Raw genomic sequence first — 17,893 nt, 5'->3', positions numbered from 1 at the left:
GCGATCGAAGACCTGGTGACCGCTGTTCCCCAGGGGCGCAAGTGGTTTCAGCTTTACATGTGGCGCGACCGCGACCGCTCGATGGCGCTGGTGAAGCGCGCGGCCGACGCGGGGTTCGACACCCTGCTGGCCACCGTCGACGTCCCGGTCGCGGTCGCGCCACATGTAAAGCTGAAACCACTTGCGCCCCTGGGGAACAGCGGTCACCAGGTCTTCGATCGCCGTGGTGCCCAGCGTGGAGAGCGAGAACGGGATCCCCGCCCGCGCGGCCGCCCGGGCGCCTGCGATCTCGCCCTCGGTGTGCATCAGCCGGGTGAATCCGGTGGGCGCGATGCCGAACGGCAGCACGACCGGTTGACCGAGGACGTTCCATCCGGCGGTCACATTGGAGACGTCGCGCAGGATGGTCGGGTGAAACTCGATGTCGCGGAAAGCCTGTCGGGCCCGCGCGATGGACAGCTCGTCGTCGGCGGCCCCGTCGGTGTAGTCGAATGCCGCCTTGGGCGTGCGCCGTTTGGCGATGCGTCGCAGATCGTAAATGGTGTACGCGGCGTCGAGGCGGCGCTTGGTCGCGTCGAACTGCGGACGCTTGAACTTGATCAGCGGCGCGAGGTCGCGCACCTTGGGCACTCGTCGTCGGACGGCCTTCCGTCTTTTCAATTCCACAGTGTGCAACCGTAGTCACATGGAACCGGAGAGCGACCCCTTCGACCTCCAGCGCTTCATCGACGCGCAGGCCCCGGTGTACCGCAACGTGGTCGAAGAGCTGCGGTCCGGGCGGAAACGCAGCCACTGGATGTGGTTCGTCTTCCCGCAGTTGCGCGGTCTGGGCGGCAGCCCCACCGCGGTGCACTACGGCATCTCGTCGCTCGACGAGGCCCGCGCGTACCTGCGCCACGATCTGCTCGGGCCGCGACTGCGCGAATGCGCGCGGCTGGTCAACGAGGTGCAGGGCCGATCGGTCGGCGACATTTTCGGCTCGCCCGACGACCTCAAACTTCGCTCGTCGATGACGCTGTTCGCACACGCGACGGAAGAAAACGAGGATTTCGTCGCGCTGCTCGACAAGTACTACGACGGCCGGCAGGACCGTCTCACGCTGGAGCGCCTAGCCCGAGCTTAGGATCCGCCAGCCGTGCGGCTCGACGACCACCGTGTCGAGGACCTCCTGGGGCGGCGCGGCGGACCCGCCGATGACCCGCCGGTGGGCGGTGCCCAGCTCCGAGGCCGCCACCCGCATCGGTTCGTCGCCGATGTTGAGCGCGACCAGCAGCGCGTCGTCGCCGCTGCGGGTCTCGTAGATGTAGTGCCGGTTTTCCAGCCGCAGCGCGCTCGTCGTCGCCCGGTGCAGCCACGGGTGGCGGCGGCGCAACCCTACGAGGAACTGGTGCAACGCCCACATATCGGTGCCGAACCTATCCAGTTGCATTGGGGGCGAGCCGAATTCGGGTCGCACGGCATCGTCGCCGCCGTAACGTTCTTCCTTGACGCCGCGGAAGCCCAATTCGTCGCCCGCGTACACGCTGGGCACGCCGCCGACGGTCAGCAGGATCACCAGCGCGTGCGCGACGTGCTCAGGACGTTCGAGGCGGCTGGCGATGCGGGTGACGTCGTGGTTGCCGATGAAGGTCAGCGGTGCGAAGCCGGCCAGGAACTCGGCGTGCCGCTGCAACGCCCAGTCCAACTCGAAGAAGTTGCCGTCGTTGAGGCTGCTCCAGATCGCCTTCCACAGCTCGTATTGGGTGGCCGAGTCGAACGTGGCGGCGCGCACCACCGCGGCGTAGTCGCCGTGGATGAGCTCACCGACGAACCAGGAATCCGGGAAGCGCTCGCGAACCCGCGGCAGCGTGGCCGCCCAAAAGCGTTCCGGCACCGTGTAAGCCGCGTCGAGGCGCCAGCCGTCGGCGCCGCGCCCCAGCCAGTGCGCCATCACATCCGCGGTGTAGTCGACGACCTCGGGGTTGTCGTGGTTGAGCGTGATCAGCTCGGAGTGGCCCTCGAAGGTGTGAAAGGCGCCGGGGCGTCCGCGGAACCAGCGCGCGGCCGCGTCATCGTGCGAAGCCTCCTGGTAGCGCGGGAAATCCACGCCGACGTGGTTGAACACGCCGTCGAGCAGGATGCGCAGGCCGCGGCGGCGGGCCTCGGCGACGAGGTGGTCGAAATCGGCGTCGTCACCCAGCCGCGGGTCAATGCGGTAATGGTCGGTGGTGTCGTAACCGTGTGTGCGCGAGGCGAATATCGGCCCCAGCGCAACGCCCGACGCCCCCAGGGCGATGGCGTGGTCGAACCAGTCGACGAGCCGCCGCAGCCGGTGTTCGCCCGGTTGCGGCGGCTCCGACGACGCGGGAAAGGCGCCGACGAACCCCAGCGGATAGACCTGCCACCAGATCGCGTGTTCTACCCAGGCTGGTTCCGTCACCGCGTCAGCCGACGGTGGCCAGCGTTTGGGAGGCGACGATCGCTTGCGCCACGCCGGAGATGATGGCCGCGGCCTTCAGCGCCTCCTGGATGGTCTCGCGACTCACGCCCGCCTCGCGCAGCGTGTGCTCGTGGGCGGCCACGCAGTCCGGGCATCCGTTGATCGACGACACCGCGAAACACCACAGCTCGAAGTTTGCCTTCTCCACACCGGGATTGGCGATGATGTTCATCCGCAATCCCGCGCGCAGATCGTCGTACTTCCCGTCGAGGAAGCCGCGGCCCCGGTAGAACACGTTGTTCATGCCCATGATCGACGCGGCCCCCAGCGCCGCGTTGTACGCCTCGGCCGACAGGACGTCGGCCGCCTCGGCGCCGATCTCGCTGATCACCTGGGTGTTCCGAGTCGCCGCGGCGCTCGCCAGCAGGGTGCCCCACAGCTGTTCCTCGTTGAGCTCCGTGGTGCGCGTGATAGAGCCCAGGTTCAGCTTGAGGTCCTTGGCGTACTCGGGCAGCGCCTCCTTGAGGTTTTCTACGCTCATCTCGCCTCCCTGATCAGACCCTAGGTGATTACGCCGAGGCCTTGAGCAGCTCGGTGGCGTTCAGCGTCGGGTCGCCCTTGCGCCAGTTGCAGGCGCACAGCTCGTCGGACTGCAGCGCGTCGAGCACCCGCAGCACTTCCTCCACGTTGCGGCCCACCGATCCGGCGGTGACCGAAACGAACTGGATCTCGTTGTTGGGGTCCACCAGGAAGGTGGCCCGGTCGGCGACGCCATCGGCGTTCAGAACGCCGGTGGCCAGGCTCAGCTCCCGCTTGATGTCGGACAGCATGGGGAACGGCAGCTTCTTCAGGTCCTCGTGCTGGGCCCGCCAGTTGAAGTGCACGAACTCGCTGTCGATCGAGACGCCCAGCACCTGCGCGTCGCGGTCGGCGAACTCGTCGTTGAGCTTGCCGAACGCGGCAATCTCGGTCGGGCACACGAAGGTGAAGTCCTTGGGCCAGAAGAACACAACGCGCCACTTGCCTTCGTGGTCCTCGCTGGTGACGGTGGTGAAGTAGTCCTCGGGCTGCTTGGCGTCGACCTTGGACAGATCGCCCGCGATCAGGGCGGTGAGCTCGTAGGCGGGGAATTGGTCGCCGATGGTCAGCAAAGGCATGGCTCTCCTAATTTGGATTTACTCAAGATTAGCTTTCCCTGTCATGTTGCCCGCATACCCTGTCTGAAGTAAAGGTGATATTTCCCACTACACTTATAGGCATGCCCGATAAGAGTTATCAGCCGACTATCGCCGGCCTGCGCGCCTTCGTCGCGGTCGCCGAAAGGCGCCAATTCAGCAGCGCCGCAACATCTCTCGGCGTCAGCCAGTCCACACTGTCACAGGCGCTGGCGGCGCTGGAAACCGGGCTGGGAACCCAGCTCGTCGAGCGCTCGACGCGGCGTGTCCTGTTGACACCCGAAGGTACGCAACTGCTGCCGCGCGCCCAGGCCGTGGTCGAAGCGGCGGAGGCGTTCGCGGCCGCCGCAACGGGAACGTCGGACCCACTGCAGGGCACCCTGCGGCTGGGCATGATCCCCACGGTAGCGCCCTACGTGCTGCCCACCGTGCTGGCCGGCGTCGCCGATCGCCTAACCGCGCTGACCCTGCGGGTGATCGAGGACCAGACCGAACGCCTGCTCACCGCATTGCGCGGGGGGTCCCTGGACGCCGCCCTGATCGCGCTGCCCGCCGACGCAACCGGACTCACCGAGGTACCGATCTACGACGAGGACTTTCTGCTCGCGGTGCCGCAGGGGCACCCGCTGTCCGGCAAGCGCCGGGTGCCGGCGTCGGCGCTGGCGGATTTGCCGCTGCTACTGCTGGACGAGGGCCACTGCCTGCGCGATCAAGCCCTGGATGTCTGCCAAAAGGCCGGTGTGCGAGCCGAACTCGCGGACACCCGGGCAGCGTCGCTGGCCACCGCGGTGCAGTGCGTGACCGGCGGGCTGGGCGTGACGCTGATTCCGCAGAGCGCCGCGCCCGTCGAGGCGGCACGCAGCCGGCTCGGACTGGCGCAGTTTGCGAATCCACGCCCGGGCCGGCGCATCGGGCTGGTGTTCCGGTCGTCGAGCGGTCGCGACGAATCCTATCGGCGGCTGGCCGCCATCATCGGAGAGTCGATCGGCGGCGAACAGCGGGTGCGGTTGGTCAAAGAGCGTCACTCGGCGGCGACTGCCAGGGCGTCCATCAGGGCGTCCACGTTGAGCTGAGATTGGGTGCCCGCGGTTCCCGCGAGGCCCGGCGCGCCGGTTGCCGCGGCCAACAGCGGCCCCGACCCCGGGCCCGCATACATCAACCCCGAGTTGACCTCCGGGGCAACGACCAAAAGTCCATGAATCCTTGCTCTCGTCGGCCGGCGCGGTCGCCGACCATCGTCGACCGAAACGACGAAAAACGGTCCGGGACGCACTACTGCGCTTTTCGTCCCGACTAGGGAACGACTAGTGCATTGCGCCCAGAGCGCGGCTGTAGGTTCTGCCTATGGAAAAGGTGATCGCGGTGCTCAGGACGGCCGATTTCGGCGACGATTGGTGTGCCCGCCAGCGGGGACCGGTCGCCGACGCGCTATTGGACCTGGGTTTGCCCGGGCTGTCGGTCAACGTGCGCGACGACGCGGTGCGCCATTCGCTGATGACGCTGACGACGCTGGACCCGCCCGTCGGCGCGGTGGTGAGCATGTGGACGCAGCAGTGCTACGGCGAGCAGATGACCGCGGCCCTCGACCTGCTGTCCGCCGAATGCGACCAACTCGCCGCGTACCTCGTCACCGAATCGGTGCCGCTGAAAGGGCCCAGCACCGAGCCGGGTTCGCGCACAACGGGTTTGGCCAACATCGCGTTGCTGCGCCGGCCCGAGGCCCTCGACCAGGCGAGCTGGCTGAACCGGTGGCAGCGCGACCACACCTCGGTGGCCATCGAGACGCAGTCGACCTTCGGCTACACCCAGAATTGGGTGGTGCGTGCCCTCACCCCGGGCGCGCCGGGAATCGCGGGCATCGTCGAGGAGTTGTTCCCCGCGGAGGCGATCACCGATCTCAAGGCGTTCTTCGGTGCCGCCGACGACAAGGACCTGCAGGACCGCTTGGGCCGAATGGTCGCCAGCACCACGGCGTTCGGCGCCAACGAGAACATCGACACCGTCCCCACCAGCCGCTACGTCTTCAAGACACCGTTCATCGAGGAACCCACATGACATCTCTGCGCGACGCCACGGCCCTGGCCGCGGCGGAAAGTGGCCTGGCGGTCGTCTCCACGGTTCGCGCCGACGCGACGGTGCAGGCGTCGCTGGTCAACGTCGGCCTGTTGCCGCATCCCGCAACCGGCCAGGAGGCGTTGGGCTTCACCACCTACGGCAAGGTCAAGCTGGCCAACCTGCGCGCGCGGCCCCAGCTGGCGGTCACCTTCCGCAAGGGCTGGCAGTGGGCGACCGTCGAGGGCCGCGCGGAGCTGGCCGGCCCGGAGGACGCCCAGCCCTGGCTGACCACGGACGACCAGCTGCGACTCTTGCTCCGCGATGTCTTCACCGCCGCGGGCGGCACGCACGACGACTGGGACGAGTACGACCGCGTCATGGCCCGGGAGCGGCGCGCGGTTGTGCTGATCGCGCCCACCCGCGTCTACAGCAACGGCTGACCTGGTTAGGCTGCAGCCGTGACGCTGCAGATCGATGACGACAAGCGGGTGCGCACCCTCACGCTGAACCGGCCCGAGGCGCTGAACGCGTTCAACGAGGCACTGTACGACGCCACCGCGGAGGCGCTGTTGGCCGCGGCCGAGGATCCCGAGGTCGCCGTGGTGCTGTTGACCGGCGCGGGCCGCGGCTTCAGCGCCGGAACCGATCTCGCCGAGATGCAGGGCCGCATCACCGATCCGGACTTCACGCCGGGCAAGCACGGCTTCATCGGCCTGATCGATGCCCTCAGTGCGTTCCCCAAGCCGCTCATCTGCGCGGTCAACGGCGTCGGGGTGGGCATCGGCGCCACCATCCTCGGCTACGCCGACCTGGCATTCATGTCATCGACCGCCCGGCTGAAGTGCCCCTTCACCAGCCTGGGGGTGGCGCCGGAGGCGGCGTCGTCATACTTGCTGCCGCAACTGGTGGGCCGGCAGAACGCCGCATGGCTGCTGATGTCTTCGGAGTGGGTGGACGCCGACGAGGCGTTGCGGATGGGTCTGGTGTGGCGGGTCTGCGAGCCCGACGATCTGCTGCCCGAAGCCCGTCGGCACGCGGAAATCCTTGCCAGCCGCCCCATTTCGAGCCTGATGGCGGTCAAGCACACGATGGTGGAGCCGGTCCGGCCCGAGATCGCGGCGGCCACTGCGCGGGAAAACGCTCACTTCGCCGAGCTGATGGGTGCCCAGGCCAACGCCGCGGCGCTGGCGGACTTCAACAAACGCTGACGCCGGCTAACGCGACGGGGCGACCTCGAGGTTCGCCGACGCGGCGATGATCGCCCGCAGCGTTCGCCTGCAACGGCCGCAGTCGCCCCCGGCCCCGCACGCGGCCATGACCTCTTTCGAGGTGGAGGCGCCGCGCGCGACCACCTCGGACACCGTGTGGTTGGTCACGCCGACACACAGGCATACGTACATCAGCGCATCCCTTGCATGCGGGCGACGTTCTCTTGCCCGACGGCGTGGCCACGCGTGCGCAATTCGTCCTCCCTCTCGGCATCCCGTGTCAACGGGATTCCCGAAGAAAATGCCGAACCGACAGCCATATTAGTTGAGTCTAACCTAAGTTCGTTAGCGCAGTCTAACCTTAGTCGCCAGCAACGTCGGTCACGGGGGCGGCGCAGGACACACACTGAGCACAGCCATACCTTGCTGGCAGATTGAACTTCGGCATGGCAAAGTGCGACTACGGCCCCGCATGGTGCGCGCAGCCCAGCGCACCCCGCCAAGGCCAGGAATGACCACCGTTTCGACCGTCACCGTAGGGGAGTGATCATGCAAGGGGATCCGGATGTTTTGCGCTTGCTCAACGAGCAGTTGACCGGCGAGCTCACCGCGATCAACCAATACTTCCTGCACTCCAAGATGCAGGACAACTGGGGCTTCACCGAGCTCGCCGAGCACACCCGGGCCGAGTCCTTCGACGAGATGCGGCACGCCGAGGCGATCACCGACCGCATCCTGCTGCTCGACGGGTTGCCCAATTACCAGCGGCTGTTCTCGCTGCGCATCGGTCAGACGCTGCGCGAGCAGTTCGAGGCCGACCTGGCCATCGAATACGAGGTGATGGACCGGCTCAAGCCCGGCATCATCATGTGCCGCGAGAAGCAGGACACCACGAGCGCCAACCTGCTGGAAGAGATCGTCGCGGACGAGGAAAAGCACATCGACTACCTCGAAACCCAGCTGGAGCTGATGGACAAGCTCGGCGTGGAGCTCTACTCCGCGCAGTGCGTTTCGCGGCCGCCGAGCTAGCACAGCCCACGCCTTCGCGGGTTTTGGTTGCCACGGGTTGACCGTGGGCACTCACTACCATCGAAATCCGTGGGAAGGCGGGCATGACGAGGGCGACACCAGCGGCGGCTCCGGCCGGCCGCGCTTCGGACTCCGGCCCCGCGGACGTCGCGGTCGACCCGCAGCGGCGCAATTTCATCTTCGTGGCGATCCTGCTCGGCATGCTGATGGCCGCGCTGGACCAGACGATCGTGGCGACCGCGTTGCCCACTATCGTCGCCAATCTTGGTGGCGCAGGCCATCAATCGTGGGTTGTCACCAGCTACCTGCTCGCCTCGACCATAATCACCGCCCTCGTCGGCAAGTTCGGTGACCTGTTCGGCCGCAAGCGGGTGTTCCAGGCGGCCGTCGTGTTCTTCGTCGCCGGGTCGGTGCTGTGTGGGCTCTCGAGCTCGATGGGCATGCTGGTCGCGTCGCGGGCGCTGCAGGGCATCGGCGGCGGAGGGCTGATGGTGACCGCCATGGCGCTGATCGGCGAGGTGATCCCGCTGCGGGACCGCGGCCGCTACCAGGGTGCGATGGGCGCCGTGTTCGGCGTCACCACCGTGATCGGTCCCTTGCTCGGCGGCTACTTCACCGACCACTTCACCTGGCGCTGGGCGTTCTGGATCAACGTGCCGATCTCGGTCGTGGTCTTCTTCGTGGCGGCCGCCGCCATCCCGCCGCTGTCCGAGCGCACCAAACCGGTCATCGACTACACCGGCATTCTCTTGGTCGGGCTCGGCGCCGCCGGGCTGACGCTGGCCACCAGCTGGGGCGGGACCACGTACCCGTGGGGATCGCCGACGATCATCGGCCTGTTCGCCGGCTCGGTGGTCGCGTTGTGCCTCTTCGCCTGGGTGGAAAGCCGCGCGGCCGCGCCGATCCTGCCGACCCGGTTGTTCGGCAGCCCGGTGTTCACGGTGTGCTGCGTCCTGTCCTTCGTGGTCGGCTTCGCGATGCTGGGCGCCCTGACGTTCCTGCCGACGTACATGCAGTTCGTCGACGGCGTCTCGGCCACGACGTCGGGCCTGCGCACGCTGCCGATGGTGATCGGGATGCTGACCACCTCGATGGGCAGTGGCGTCATCGTCGGCCGCACGGGCCGGTACAAAGTCTTTCCCGTCGCCGGCACCGCCGTCATGGCGGTGGCGTTCTTCCTGATGTCGCGGATGGACCCGTCGACATCGGTGTTGGTTCAATCGCTGTTCCTCGTCATCCTCGGCGCCGGGATCGGGATGTGTATGCAGACTCTGGTCCTGATCGTGCAGAACACCGTGAGCTTCGACGACCTGGGCGTCGCGACCTCCGGCGTCACCTTCTTCCGCACGATCGGCAGCTCGTTCGGTGCGGCCATCTTCGGTTCGCTGTTCACGAACTTTCTGCACAGCCGGATCGGCCCGGCTATCGCGGCCGGCCACGCGCCGGCGGCGGCCGCCGCGTCTCCGGAGGCGCTGCACCGGCTGCCCCGAGAGGAGGCCGCTCCAATCGTCGCCGCCTACTCCGAGTCGCTCACCCACGTGTTCGGATGGGCGGTTCCGGTCGCACTGGTGGGGTTCGTCCTGGCGTTATTCCTGCGCCAGGTGCCTCTGCGGGAAATGCACGACAGCACAATCGATCTCGGCGACGCGTTCGGCATGCCCAGCACCGAGACCCCGGATCAGATGCTGGAGGGCGCGGTCGAGCGCATGCTGCGCGGCGTGCCCGGCATGCGATTGCGCAGCATCGCCATGCGACCCGACTGCCGGCTCGACGTGGCCGGGCTGTGGGGCGTCCTGCGCATCAACCGCTACGGACAGATGTATGGCACGGCCCGGCTCACCGACATCGCCGACTACCTGCGGATACCGTTCGAGGTTCTGGAGCCCACCTTCTCGCGGCTGATCGCCACGGGGTACGCCCGCGGCGACGGCGACCAGATGTGGCTGACACCCGCGGGCGCCCAGCAGGTGGACTACGTGCACTCCCTGCTCGTGGCCTGGCTGGTCGACAAGCTCGCCCGGTCACCCGGATTCGACGGGCGACCGGATCGTCGCGTGGTCGAGGCGGCGCTGAACCGGGTCGCGGGCCGCGTTCTCGCGCAACGGGACTGGAGCGACGACCGTCCCACCACGAAGATCCCGGCGACCACACCCTGAAACGGGCGGTGCGGGCGTACCATCACGCCATGAGCCGAATCGGAACATTTGCTGACGACGACCTGGCCGGCTGGTTCGTGAAGTCCCCCGACATCGGCGGTGCCCTCGGCGGCTTCAGCAACGCGGTCTACACCAAGAACCGGTTGCCGCTGCGCACCCGCGAATTGGCGCGCGCCGTGATCGCGCACCGTAACGAGTGCGTCGTGTGCGTCAACACCCGCGACGAGGACGGGCCCGCCGCCGGCGTCGACGAGGAGCTGTACGACCACGCACAGGAGTGGCGCACCTGGCCCGGCTATAGCGAGCAGGAACGGCTGGCGGCCGAATTCGCGGACCGCTTCGCCAGCGATCACACGGGTCTGCGCGACGACGAGGACTTCTGGAGCCGTTGCTCCGAGCACTTCTCCGACGAATTGCTGGCCGATCTCGCGCTCTCGTGCGCCCTGTGGGTCGGCATGGGTCGCGTCCTGCGGACCCTCGACATCGGCCAAGCCTGCAAGCTGACGATCCCCAGCCGCGCCTGACCACCACGACACATAAACGTCTGCGAGGACACGCCGCTAGACGCCTCAACGGTTTATGTCTCGCGGGCACAAACCGCGACACCGGTGCGTTGCCGTAGCCGTGAAGATTCGCTTCGGCGTCGGGTTGGGCTCGGACACCGCCCCGGACCAGCTGGCCCCCATCGTCGATTACCTGGAGGCCAACGGCGTGGATTCCCTGTGGTTCTCCGAGCTGGTGTACTCCCCGGCGGTCGACCCGGTGGTCGGGATGGCGTACGCACTGGCCAGGACGACCCGGCTGAAGGTCGGCACCTCGGTGGCCGTCTTGCCCGGACGGCACCCGGTGCTGGTCGCCAAGCAGCTGGCGTCGCTGGCGGCCGTCGCACCGAAGCGGGTCCTTCCCGTCTTCGGTCTGCGGTCGGCGATTCCCGCCGAGCGGGAGGTGTTCGTGGTCCCCGACGGCGAGCGCGCCGCGGTGTTCGACGAGTCGCTGAGGGTGCTGCGTTCGGCGCTGACCGAGGACTCGGCGAGCTACGACGGCCGGTACTTCACCGTCAGCGGGGCCGCCGTCATGCCCAGACCGCAGCCCCCGCTGGACATCTGGCTCGGCGGCTCGGCGCCGGCGGCGTACCGGCGCATCGGCACGCTTGCCGACGGCTGGCTGGGCAGTTTCCTGACACCGGCGGAGGCGCGGACCGGCCGCGAGGCGATCCAACACGCCGCGGCGCAGGCGGGCAGGCAGATCGAGCCCGATCACTTCGGGATCTCGCTGGCCATCGTGGACGGGGTGGACGGCGAGCTGCCCGCGACGCTGGCCGCGGCGGCCCGCAGCCGTCGCCCGGACGTCGACCCCGCGGATTTGATCGCCGTCGGATGGGATCGGCTGCACCGGCAGCTGGACGCTTACATCGACGCGGGTCTGACGAAATTCGTCATCCGGCCCGCCGGCGGGGCGCCGCTGGACGGGTTCCTCGACCGGTTCGTCACGGAGCTGACCGCCCGCCAGAACTGAATTCGCGAGCCCCCGCCTCTCGCCCCCTGCACAATGACTGCCATGACCGGCACACCGCTTGCCGCCGCGGCCATCGCCCAGCTGGAATCCGAGGGCGTCGACACCGTCATCGGGACCGTCGTGAATCCCGCCGGGCTGACCCTGGCCAAGACCGTCCCGATCCGGCGGACCAACACCTTCGCCGATCCCGGCCTCGGGGCCAGCCCCTCGTGGCACGCTTTCGCGATCGATCAGAGCGGCATCGCCTTCACCCCCGATGTCGGCGTGATCGGGGACCAGCGACTCCGCATCGACCTGTCCGCCCTGCGCATCGTCGGCGACGGCCTCGCGTGGGCGCCCGCCGCATTCTTCTCCCAGGACGGAACACCCGTCCCCGCCTGCGCCCGCGGCACGCTGAGCCGGGTGGAAGCCGCGCTCGCCGAAGCCGGAGTCGAGGCGCTGATCGGGCACGAGGTCGAATTCCTGTTGGTGGGGCCCGACGGTGACCGCCTGCCGTCGACGCTGTGGGCGCAGTACGGTCTTGCGGGCGTCCTGGAGCATGAGGCGTTCGTCCGCGACGTCACCCGGTCGGCCGGCGCGGCGGGCATCGCGATCGAGCAGTTCCACCCCGAATACGGGGCCAACCAATTCGAGCTGTCGATGGCGCCGCAGTCGCCGGTGGCCGCCGCCGACCAGCTGGTGCTGCTGCGGCTCATCGTCGGGCGGGTGGCCCGCCGTCACGGGCTGCGCATCAGCCTGTCGCCGGCGCCCTTCGCCAACGGTGTGGGCTCCGGTGCTCACCAACACTTTTCGCTGACAATGCCGGACGGACCGCTGTTCTCGGACGGCGCGGGCGCCCGGGGCATGACGGCCGCCGGGGAACACGCGGTGGCCGGGGTGGTCCGCGGGCTGCCGGAGGCGCAGGGCCTGCTGTGCGGGTCGATCGTGTCCGGCCTGCGCATGCACCCCGGCAACTGGGCCGGCGCGTACGCGTGTTGGGGAACCGAAAACCGCGAGGCCGCGGTGCGATTCATCACCGGTGGGCCGGGCAATCCACGCGGCGGGAACGTCGAAGTGAAGATCGTCGATCCCTCAGCGAACCCGTACCTGGCCTCGGCGGCGATCCTGGGGCTGGCGCTGGACGGGATTGAACGCCAAGCACCGCTGCCCCCGGAGGTCACGATCGACCCGGCGGACCTCGCCGCTTCCGAGCGGGAGCGCGACGGTATCGTGAGCCTTGACCGTAACCAGGCGGAAGTGATTGCCGCACTGAATGATTCGAAGCTGATACGGGGCATCCTGGGCGATGCCGCGGTCGACATGGTGGTCGCCGTCCGCACGCTCGAGCAGGAGCGGTACGGCAACCTGGACCCCGAGCAACTGGCGGAGAAGTTCCGCATGGCCTGGAGCCTGTGACGGGCTTCCATGGCTTCCAACCCGCACGCGCTGGCCGAGCACATCGACGTAGTGACCCTCATCGACCAGCACGTCCACGGTTGCTGGACGACCGCGGGGGATCGCCATCGCTTCGAAAACGCGCTCAACGAGGCCAACACCGAACCGCTCGTGGGCTCGGGATTCGACACCCAACTCGGCTTCGCCGTGCGTGCCCACTGCGGCCCTGTCCTCGGGCTCCCGAAACACGCTGACCCGCAATCGTATTGGGAGCGTCGCGACGTGTTCGGCGAGGCGGAGCTGGCCCGCATGTTCTTGCCGGCCGCCGGGGTGAGCGACTGGCTGGTGGACACCGGGATCGGCGCGGACACCGCCGCCCCCGCCGACATGGCCGAGTTGTCCGGCAACCGAGCGCACGAGGTGATCCGCCTCGAGCAGGTCGCCGAGCAGGCCGCTCAGGCGCCCGGCGACTACGCGTCGGCTTTCGAGGACATCCTGCACCGGCGCGCGGCGACGGCCGTCGGCACCAAGTCGATCCTGGCCTACCGGGGCGGGTTCGACGGCGACCTGAGCGAGCCGGAGCCCGCGCAGGTGGCCGAGGCGGCCGACCGGTGGCGCGACCGCGGCGGCACCCGAGTGCAGGACCGGGTGCTGCTGCGGTTCGGGCTGCATCAGGCGCTGCGGCTGGGCAAGCCCCTGCAATTCCATGTCGGCCTCGGCGACCGGGACTGCGATCTGCACAAGACCAACCCGTTGCTGCTGCTCGACTTCCTGCGGCAGTCAGCGAACACCCCGATCGTGCTGTTGCATTGCTATCCCTACGAGCGCGAGGCCGGGTACCTGGCGCAGGCCTTCAACAACGTATATGTCGACGGCGGGTTGAGCGTGAACCAGCTCGGGGCGCGGGCGCCGGCCTTCATCGCGCGGCTGCTGGAGCTGGCCCCCTTCGGCAAGGTCCTCTACTCGTCGGACGGGTTCGGCCCCGCCGAGCTCCATTTCCTCGGTGCGGCCCTGTGGCGCAGGGCAATTCATCGGGTGTTGCGCGGTTTCGTGGTCGACGACGATTGGAGCGAGGCCGACGCCATCCGGGTGGTCGACCTGATCGCCCACGGCAACGCCGCCGGGCTTTACCGCGTTTGACCCCCGGTGACACCGGGGTATACGGGCGATTATGGCGACCGCGAGGGGCGTCTTGGAGTGGGCCCGGGACAAGGTCGTGTCGTGGGTGCCCAAGGCCGACCTCGACCAGCGGGACCCCGACTACATCCGCGATCAGCTGCCGGGGACCTGGCTGCTGGCGTCGTTCTACTTCCGGGCGGACGTGCGGGGCCTGGATCGCATCCCGGCCGAGGGGCCGGTGCTGTTGGTGGGCAACCATAGCGGCGGCAACGTGCCACCCGACACCTTCGTCTTCACGCTGGCGTTCTGCTCCTACTTCGGCGTCGAGCGGCCCTTCTACCAGTTGGCCCACAACCTCGTCGTCTCCGCTCCGCCGCTGGGCTGGTTGCGCAAGTTCGGCACCGTGGCCGCGAACCCCGAGAACGCCCGTCTCGCACTGGATTCCGGTGCCGCCCTGCTGGTCTACCCCGGCGGCGACTACGAGGTGTTCCGGCCCTCATGGGAGCGCCACAAGGTCGACTTCGGCGGCCGCATGGGCTACGTGCGGCTGGCCCGTGAGGCCGGGGTGCCGATCGTGCCCGTCGCCAGCGTCGGCGGGCAGGAGAGCGCGTTGTTCCTCAACCGCGGGCAGTGGCTGGCCAAGTTGCTGATGGCCGACAGGCTGCTCCGCCTCAAGAGCGTCCCGATATCGCTGGCACTGCCCTGGGGCCTGAACATCAGCGACCTGGCGGGCCACATCCCGTTGCCCACCAAGATCGTGATCGAGGTCCAGGACCCGATCGAGGTCGACGGGGACGACCAGGCGGTGCACGACAAGGTGATGGCCAGCCTGCAGGGCGGGGTCGACCGACTGGCGGCCGAACGGCGATTCCCGGTGATCGGCTGATGCGCGTCGAACGCCGCTGCGTCATCAATGCCGACCGCGACGCGGTCTGGAAGATCGTCAGCGACCCGGATTGCTACCCGTCGTTCATGACGAGCCTGGAACGCTGGGAGTCGTCCAACGACAAGCCGGCCGGCGTCGGCGCCCGCTACACCGTCCACTGGAAGATCGGCTCCGTACCCGTGGGCGGCCTCATCGAGGTGGTCGAATTCGACGAGGGCCGGGACCTGGCCTGGGTGGGCATCACCGGGGTCACGCTGCGCGGGCGGATCCGGCTGCGCGACCGCGGCGACGGCGGCACGAAGGTCACGTTCCGGCTCTCGTATCAGGCGCCGGGGGGCATCGTGGGTTACATCGCCGACCGGATCGCCGTCGGCCAGGTGGGACGCAATCTCGCCGAAACGCTGAAACGCCTGCGGAAGCTGGCCGAGTCGTAGCCATTTTTCCAATTTGGCATGTAATCAATCGCCGCGCGGCATACGCTCCGATCGACGAATCGGGCAACGTCACCAAACGCATCGAAGAGGAAAGGTTTGGGGGATGTTGCTCCGAGCAACTCTTGTCGCCGCGGCCATCGCGGCCGCCGCCGGTGGTATGGCAGCACCGGCCAACTCGTCGCCCGGTTGTTATATCGCCAGTTCCGGCGACTGCGTGCCCTATCCGCAGCAGGGCCCGTCGCAGCCACCCGGCGCCACCGCGCAATGCGCGGACGGCAGCTGGTCGTTCAGCCAGCATCCGCATTCGGGGGGCACGTGCCACGGACACGGGGGAGTACAGCAGTACTTGTAGCGGTCCGGCGCCGGGATGGTCGACGTACGAGGGGTGACCATCCCGGCGGTTCGGGCCGGTATCGCCGAACACGTTGCAGTGCAGAGGAATTAGCTAGGCGACCGAGATCGCCGAGCCGGCCGGGCATAGGTGTCGATGGCACCGCGGACCCGACGCTACGCGCGGCCGCGTGAGCGTCTCGGGCACCGTAGGCCGATCAGAGGTCTCCGCGTTTCGCACGTTACTGAGCGCGTCCGGATGGGCCTCGCCGCGGGCTAGAGCCACTATCGCGACAATCACCGCTATCGCCGCCGCCGCCAGGACGATCATGCCCACGCCATCGGCGTTGAGGGTCTCGCCGAGCACCACGATGCCCAGAACCGATGCCACCGCTGGTTTGGCCACGGTCACCGACGGCATCGAGGCGGTCAGCGCACCAGCGCGAAACGAAGACTGCTGAAAGATCATCCCTGCCAACGCCGCCAGTATCCAGACACAGAATTCCGGCGCGCACAGCAGCGCCCCGAAACCGTGTCCGGCCGCCGCGACGACGGCTTTGGTCAGCACCGCGAACAGGGCCAGCGACGAACCGGCCACCACCGCCAGCAGTACAGCCGCGCGGGGACCGGGCCAAATGCGCGCACCCAGGACACAGAGCACCAGTAGCGGACCCAAGACCAGGGCCACCACAGTCCAGGTTGTCAGCGACCCCTGCGTCTGCCCGGCCTTCGGGTCGCCAACCGTGACGGCCACCGCCAAAGCGACGGCGAGCACCATCGCCCACATCCACTGCCGGCGGGTCACCCGCTGACGGGTCAGCCGCGCATTGACCGGCAGGGCAAATAGCAGCGCCGTCACCTGTAGCGCCGTCACCAACATCACCGACCCGACAGCTAGCGCGGCGGCTTGCAGGCTGTAGTTGGCAACGGCTCCACCGCCGCCGAGCCACCACCGGGCGTCGCGCAACGACATGCGGAACAACTCCCAGTGGCCGACTGGCCCGTCGGTGACCTCGTGCGCGGACCGTTGACGGCTCACCGCGCCGATCGCGGATGCCAGCGCGGCGCACAGGGCGAGCACGACGGCGATCTCCGACTTCAACATGGGACCTCCTCAAGGTTCCAAGATCGCTTCGGGCTAGACCCCGAAGTAGACGCCGTACCTGCTCGTCGCGAGCGCTTTCAACAGCCACAGGACCAATCCGGTGCCCGCCAGGGTGCCCCCAGTCACCGCCACGATGAAGGCGGCCCGGAAGCTTTTGGAGAGCGCCGACCGGAGAGGCTTCTGCTGGTCGACGGCAGGCGACGGGTGGATGTCACTGCCGGCCATGGCACTCTCCTCGTTGACTTGCGTTCGAGTCATGAAGGAAATGGTCACCGACGAAGCACCGCTTGCGGAATGACCGGGAAGCCAGATTTGGGTTGCCCCTAGGGATAGGGTTTCCTATCCATTTGGCAAGCATTCGCGTGATCGGGTGCGCCAGCGTCGGTTGACGCGCGAGCCCTGAAGTCGTCAGAGGACCACGCCCGAGAATCTGATGTTCGGCGCCGCAGTCACTCGTCTCGAGTACTCGAACGCGGGTTGCCCAACCTGCCACGGCGACAACGTGGTTGGGCGCGCCGAAGCGTTTCTCAGTCTGGCTACCCAGCCCGGAACATTCCGCTTGGTCAGTTGAGGGGGAGCGCTTGTGCGCTCACACCAGGAGAGAAATGAGTGGACGAGTCGGCTAGACCAAGCTTGTCGCGTCGAAGACCCAGCTGGTGTCGGCCGTCGCGAGGTTCTCGAAGTGGTTCGGGGGAGCGAAGGCCACCAAGGAGTTCATGTCCCAATAGTCTTTCCACACGGTGATCTTGCCGTCGGCGACCTTGTGCACGGTCACGAATCTCAGCACGCCTTGCTCACCCGTGGTGAACGTCCACGTCTCGGAGTGCTCGTACAGCACGTCGGAACCGTTGGACACCAGCACGCCGTCGTGATTCTCGTAAGCGGCCAGCGGCTCGAGGCCCATCTTCAGCCGCTTGACGATGTCTTCGGGTCCGCGCGCCGACAACGCGGGCACCGGCATGTCGACGTAAAGGCAGTCATCGGACAGGAACGTCTTGACCGCCTCCCAGTCCCGCCGCGAGAGCGCCTGCCATAGCCCGAATACGACATCCTCGACCGAGATCATAGATACGTCTGTCATAGCGCCA

21 protein-coding genes and 2 pseudogenes are annotated in these 17,893 nt (G+C 67.9%); 14 read left to right on the top strand and 9 right to left on the bottom strand.

Features of this window, described 5'->3' with window-relative positions; translation table 11 throughout:
• Positions 1-138: 138 nt before the first annotated feature.
• Positions 139-660: pseudogene (locus tag A5704_RS18470) on the bottom strand (alpha-hydroxy-acid oxidizing protein); the annotation flags it as partial.
• Between the two features lie 25 nt (positions 661-685).
• Between A5704_RS18470 and A5704_RS18465 the strand changes: the two are divergent.
• On the top strand, positions 686-1,123 hold the full coding sequence (locus tag A5704_RS18465; RefSeq protein ID WP_067750005.1) for a DUF1810 domain-containing protein: 438 nt from the start codon (positions 686-688) through the stop codon (positions 1,121-1,123).
• Here A5704_RS18465 and A5704_RS18460 read toward each other — a convergent pair.
• The 3 genes from A5704_RS18460 to A5704_RS18450 are packed head-to-tail and all read right to left on the bottom strand — an operon-like array spanning position 1,109 to position 3,576.
• Positions 1,109-2,419, bottom strand: a complete 1,311-nt coding sequence (locus A5704_RS18460; protein WP_067890367.1) for an alpha-amylase family protein — start codon at positions 2,417-2,419, stop codon at positions 1,109-1,111. The two genes, A5704_RS18465 and A5704_RS18460, sit on opposite strands and share 15 nt — an antisense overlap.
• Positions 2,420-2,423: 4 nt before the next feature.
• On the bottom strand, positions 2,424-2,960 hold the full coding sequence (locus A5704_RS18455) for an alkyl hydroperoxide reductase (RefSeq protein WP_067750009.1): 537 nt from the start codon (positions 2,958-2,960) through the stop codon (positions 2,424-2,426).
• Between the two features lie 28 nt (positions 2,961-2,988).
• Complete coding sequence (locus A5704_RS18450; protein WP_067750011.1) at positions 2,989-3,576, bottom strand: peroxiredoxin; 588 nt, start codon at positions 3,574-3,576, stop codon at positions 2,989-2,991.
• 101 nt (positions 3,577-3,677) lie between these two features.
• Between A5704_RS18450 and A5704_RS18445 the strand changes: the two genes are divergently transcribed.
• Entirely contained in the window at positions 3,678-4,667 is a 990-nt protein-coding gene (locus A5704_RS18445; RefSeq protein WP_067890365.1) for a hydrogen peroxide-inducible genes activator, read from the top strand.
• A 20-nt stretch (positions 4,668-4,687) separates the two neighbouring features.
• Here A5704_RS18445 and A5704_RS29830 read toward each other — a convergent pair.
• Positions 4,688-4,750, bottom strand: a pseudogene (locus tag A5704_RS29830) (hypothetical protein); the annotation flags it as partial.
• A 188-nt stretch (positions 4,751-4,938) separates the two neighbouring features.
• Between A5704_RS29830 and A5704_RS18440 the strand changes: the two are divergent.
• From A5704_RS18440 to A5704_RS18430, 3 genes are read left to right on the top strand one after another with little or no spacing between them, the layout of a single operon-like run.
• Positions 4,939-5,649, top strand: a complete 711-nt coding sequence (locus A5704_RS18440) for an EthD domain-containing protein (protein WP_067890362.1) — start codon at positions 4,939-4,941, stop codon at positions 5,647-5,649.
• On the top strand, positions 5,646-6,089 hold the full coding sequence (locus A5704_RS18435) for a TIGR03618 family F420-dependent PPOX class oxidoreductase (RefSeq protein WP_067750019.1): 444 nt from the start codon (positions 5,646-5,648) through the stop codon (positions 6,087-6,089). The genes A5704_RS18440 and A5704_RS18435 overlap by 4 nt, the downstream gene beginning before the upstream one ends.
• 18 nt (positions 6,090-6,107) lie before the next feature.
• Positions 6,108-6,857 carry an enoyl-CoA hydratase/isomerase family protein gene (locus A5704_RS18430; protein ID WP_067890359.1) on the top strand — a complete coding sequence of 250 codons (750 nt, stop codon included), beginning with the start codon at positions 6,108-6,110 and terminating at the stop codon, positions 6,855-6,857.
• Between the two features lie 6 nt (positions 6,858-6,863).
• On the opposite strand, the gene A5704_RS18425 is transcribed toward A5704_RS18430, so the two are convergent.
• A complete protein-coding gene (locus A5704_RS18425; protein ID WP_067890356.1) occupies positions 6,864-7,049 on the bottom strand; it encodes a bacterioferritin-associated ferredoxin in 186 nt (61 codons plus the stop codon).
• Positions 7,050-7,406: 357 nt separating this feature from the next.
• Here A5704_RS18425 and bfr point away from each other — a divergent pair, with 357 nt between their 5' ends.
• From bfr to A5704_RS27820, 9 genes are all read left to right on the top strand, one after another.
• Entirely contained in the window at positions 7,407-7,886 is a 480-nt protein-coding gene (gene bfr, locus A5704_RS18420; protein WP_055405255.1) for a bacterioferritin, read from the top strand.
• A gap of 83 nt (positions 7,887-7,969) precedes the next feature.
• The gene (locus tag A5704_RS18415; RefSeq protein ID WP_067778400.1) at positions 7,970-10,042 is read left to right on the top strand and encodes an MDR family MFS transporter; all 2,073 of its coding nucleotides are present in this window, start codon (positions 7,970-7,972) and stop codon (positions 10,040-10,042) included.
• A 29-nt stretch (positions 10,043-10,071) separates the two neighbouring features.
• Positions 10,072-10,566 carry a carboxymuconolactone decarboxylase family protein gene (locus A5704_RS18410; RefSeq protein WP_067750023.1) on the top strand — a complete coding sequence of 165 codons (495 nt, stop codon included), beginning with the start codon at positions 10,072-10,074 and terminating at the stop codon, positions 10,564-10,566.
• Positions 10,567-10,666: 100 nt separating this feature from the next.
• Entirely contained in the window at positions 10,667-11,557 is an 891-nt protein-coding gene (locus A5704_RS18405; RefSeq protein WP_067890353.1) for a TIGR03854 family LLM class F420-dependent oxidoreductase, read from the top strand.
• A 42-nt stretch (positions 11,558-11,599) separates the two neighbouring features.
• Positions 11,600-12,952, top strand: coding sequence for a glutamine synthetase family protein (locus tag A5704_RS18400; RefSeq protein ID WP_067890349.1), 1,353 nt, complete (start codon positions 11,600-11,602; stop codon positions 12,950-12,952).
• Positions 12,953-12,961: 9 nt separating this feature from the next.
• Positions 12,962-14,071: an amidohydrolase family protein gene (locus A5704_RS18395; protein WP_067890345.1), complete on the top strand. Its 1,110-nt coding sequence runs from the start codon at positions 12,962-12,964 to the stop codon at positions 14,069-14,071.
• Between the two features lie 31 nt (positions 14,072-14,102).
• Positions 14,103-14,936 carry a lysophospholipid acyltransferase family protein gene (locus tag A5704_RS18390; RefSeq protein WP_067750029.1) on the top strand — a complete coding sequence of 278 codons (834 nt, stop codon included), beginning with the start codon at positions 14,103-14,105 and terminating at the stop codon, positions 14,934-14,936.
• Complete coding sequence (locus A5704_RS18385; RefSeq protein WP_067750030.1) at positions 14,936-15,370, top strand: SRPBCC family protein; 435 nt, start codon at positions 14,936-14,938, stop codon at positions 15,368-15,370. The genes A5704_RS18390 and A5704_RS18385 overlap by 1 nt, the downstream gene beginning before the upstream one ends.
• A 103-nt stretch (positions 15,371-15,473) precedes the next feature.
• The gene (locus A5704_RS27820; protein ID WP_082950430.1) at positions 15,474-15,722 is read left to right on the top strand and encodes a DUF3761 domain-containing protein; all 249 of its coding nucleotides are present in this window, start codon (positions 15,474-15,476) and stop codon (positions 15,720-15,722) included.
• A gap of 93 nt (positions 15,723-15,815) precedes the next feature.
• Here A5704_RS27820 and A5704_RS18380 read toward each other — a convergent pair whose 3' ends face one another.
• The 3 genes from A5704_RS18380 to A5704_RS18370 form a co-directional block, all read right to left on the bottom strand.
• The gene (locus tag A5704_RS18380) at positions 15,816-16,805 is read right to left on the bottom strand and encodes a DMT family transporter (protein ID WP_067890342.1); all 990 of its coding nucleotides are present in this window, start codon (positions 16,803-16,805) and stop codon (positions 15,816-15,818) included.
• Positions 16,806-16,838: 33 nt separating this feature from the next.
• Complete coding sequence (locus tag A5704_RS18375) at positions 16,839-17,063, bottom strand: hypothetical protein (protein WP_156669957.1); 225 nt, start codon at positions 17,061-17,063, stop codon at positions 16,839-16,841.
• Positions 17,064-17,427: 364 nt separating this feature from the next.
• Positions 17,428-17,871 (bottom strand): nuclear transport factor 2 family protein, encoded by a 444-nt coding sequence (locus A5704_RS18370; RefSeq protein WP_067750034.1) that lies wholly within the window; start codon positions 17,869-17,871, stop codon positions 17,428-17,430.
• Positions 17,872-17,893: the final 22 nt, after the last annotated feature.

Source organism: Mycobacterium sp. E735 (assembly GCF_001666955.1).
Classification (GTDB): domain Bacteria; phylum Actinomycetota; class Actinomycetes; order Mycobacteriales; family Mycobacteriaceae; genus Mycobacterium.
This window is presented reverse-complemented; position numbering and strand designations above follow the sequence as displayed.

Excerpts from the sequence above, each read along its gene's own strand:
- A5704_RS18385 (WP_067750030.1), top strand. The coding sequence starts at position 14,936 with ATGCGCGTCGAACGCCGCTGCGTCATCAATGCCGACCGCGACGCGGTC.
- A5704_RS18410 (WP_067750023.1), top strand. The coding sequence starts at position 10,072 with ATGAGCCGAATCGGAACATTTGCTGACGACGACCTGGCCGGCTGGTTC.
- A5704_RS18375 (WP_156669957.1), bottom strand. The coding sequence starts at position 17,063 with ATGACTCGAACGCAAGTCAACGAGGAGAGTGCCATGGCCGGCAGTGAC.
- bfr (WP_055405255.1), top strand. The coding sequence starts at position 7,407 with ATGCAAGGGGATCCGGATGTTTTGCGCTTGCTCAACGAGCAGTTGACC.
- A5704_RS18440 (WP_067890362.1), top strand. The coding sequence starts at position 4,939 with ATGGAAAAGGTGATCGCGGTGCTCAGGACGGCCGATTTCGGCGACGAT.
- A5704_RS18445 (WP_067890365.1), top strand. The coding sequence starts at position 3,678 with ATGCCCGATAAGAGTTATCAGCCGACTATCGCCGGCCTGCGCGCCTTC.
- A5704_RS18370 (WP_067750034.1), bottom strand. The coding sequence starts at position 17,871 with ATGATCTCGGTCGAGGATGTCGTATTCGGGCTATGGCAGGCGCTCTCG.
- A5704_RS27820 (WP_082950430.1), top strand. The coding sequence starts at position 15,474 with ATGTTGCTCCGAGCAACTCTTGTCGCCGCGGCCATCGCGGCCGCCGCC.
- A5704_RS18450 (WP_067750011.1), bottom strand. The coding sequence starts at position 3,576 with ATGCCTTTGCTGACCATCGGCGACCAATTCCCCGCCTACGAGCTCACC.
- A5704_RS18455 (WP_067750009.1), bottom strand. The coding sequence starts at position 2,960 with ATGAGCGTAGAAAACCTCAAGGAGGCGCTGCCCGAGTACGCCAAGGAC.
- A5704_RS18465 (WP_067750005.1), top strand. The coding sequence starts at position 686 with ATGGAACCGGAGAGCGACCCCTTCGACCTCCAGCGCTTCATCGACGCG.
- A5704_RS18415 (WP_067778400.1), top strand. The coding sequence starts at position 7,970 with ATGACGAGGGCGACACCAGCGGCGGCTCCGGCCGGCCGCGCTTCGGAC.
- A5704_RS18400 (WP_067890349.1), top strand. The coding sequence starts at position 11,600 with ATGACCGGCACACCGCTTGCCGCCGCGGCCATCGCCCAGCTGGAATCC.
- A5704_RS18380 (WP_067890342.1), bottom strand. The coding sequence starts at position 16,805 with ATGTTGAAGTCGGAGATCGCCGTCGTGCTCGCCCTGTGCGCCGCGCTG.
- A5704_RS18395 (WP_067890345.1), top strand. The coding sequence starts at position 12,962 with ATGGCTTCCAACCCGCACGCGCTGGCCGAGCACATCGACGTAGTGACC.
- A5704_RS18425 (WP_067890356.1), bottom strand. The coding sequence starts at position 7,049 with ATGTACGTATGCCTGTGTGTCGGCGTGACCAACCACACGGTGTCCGAG.
- A5704_RS18435 (WP_067750019.1), top strand. The coding sequence starts at position 5,646 with ATGACATCTCTGCGCGACGCCACGGCCCTGGCCGCGGCGGAAAGTGGC.
- A5704_RS18390 (WP_067750029.1), top strand. The coding sequence starts at position 14,103 with ATGGCGACCGCGAGGGGCGTCTTGGAGTGGGCCCGGGACAAGGTCGTG.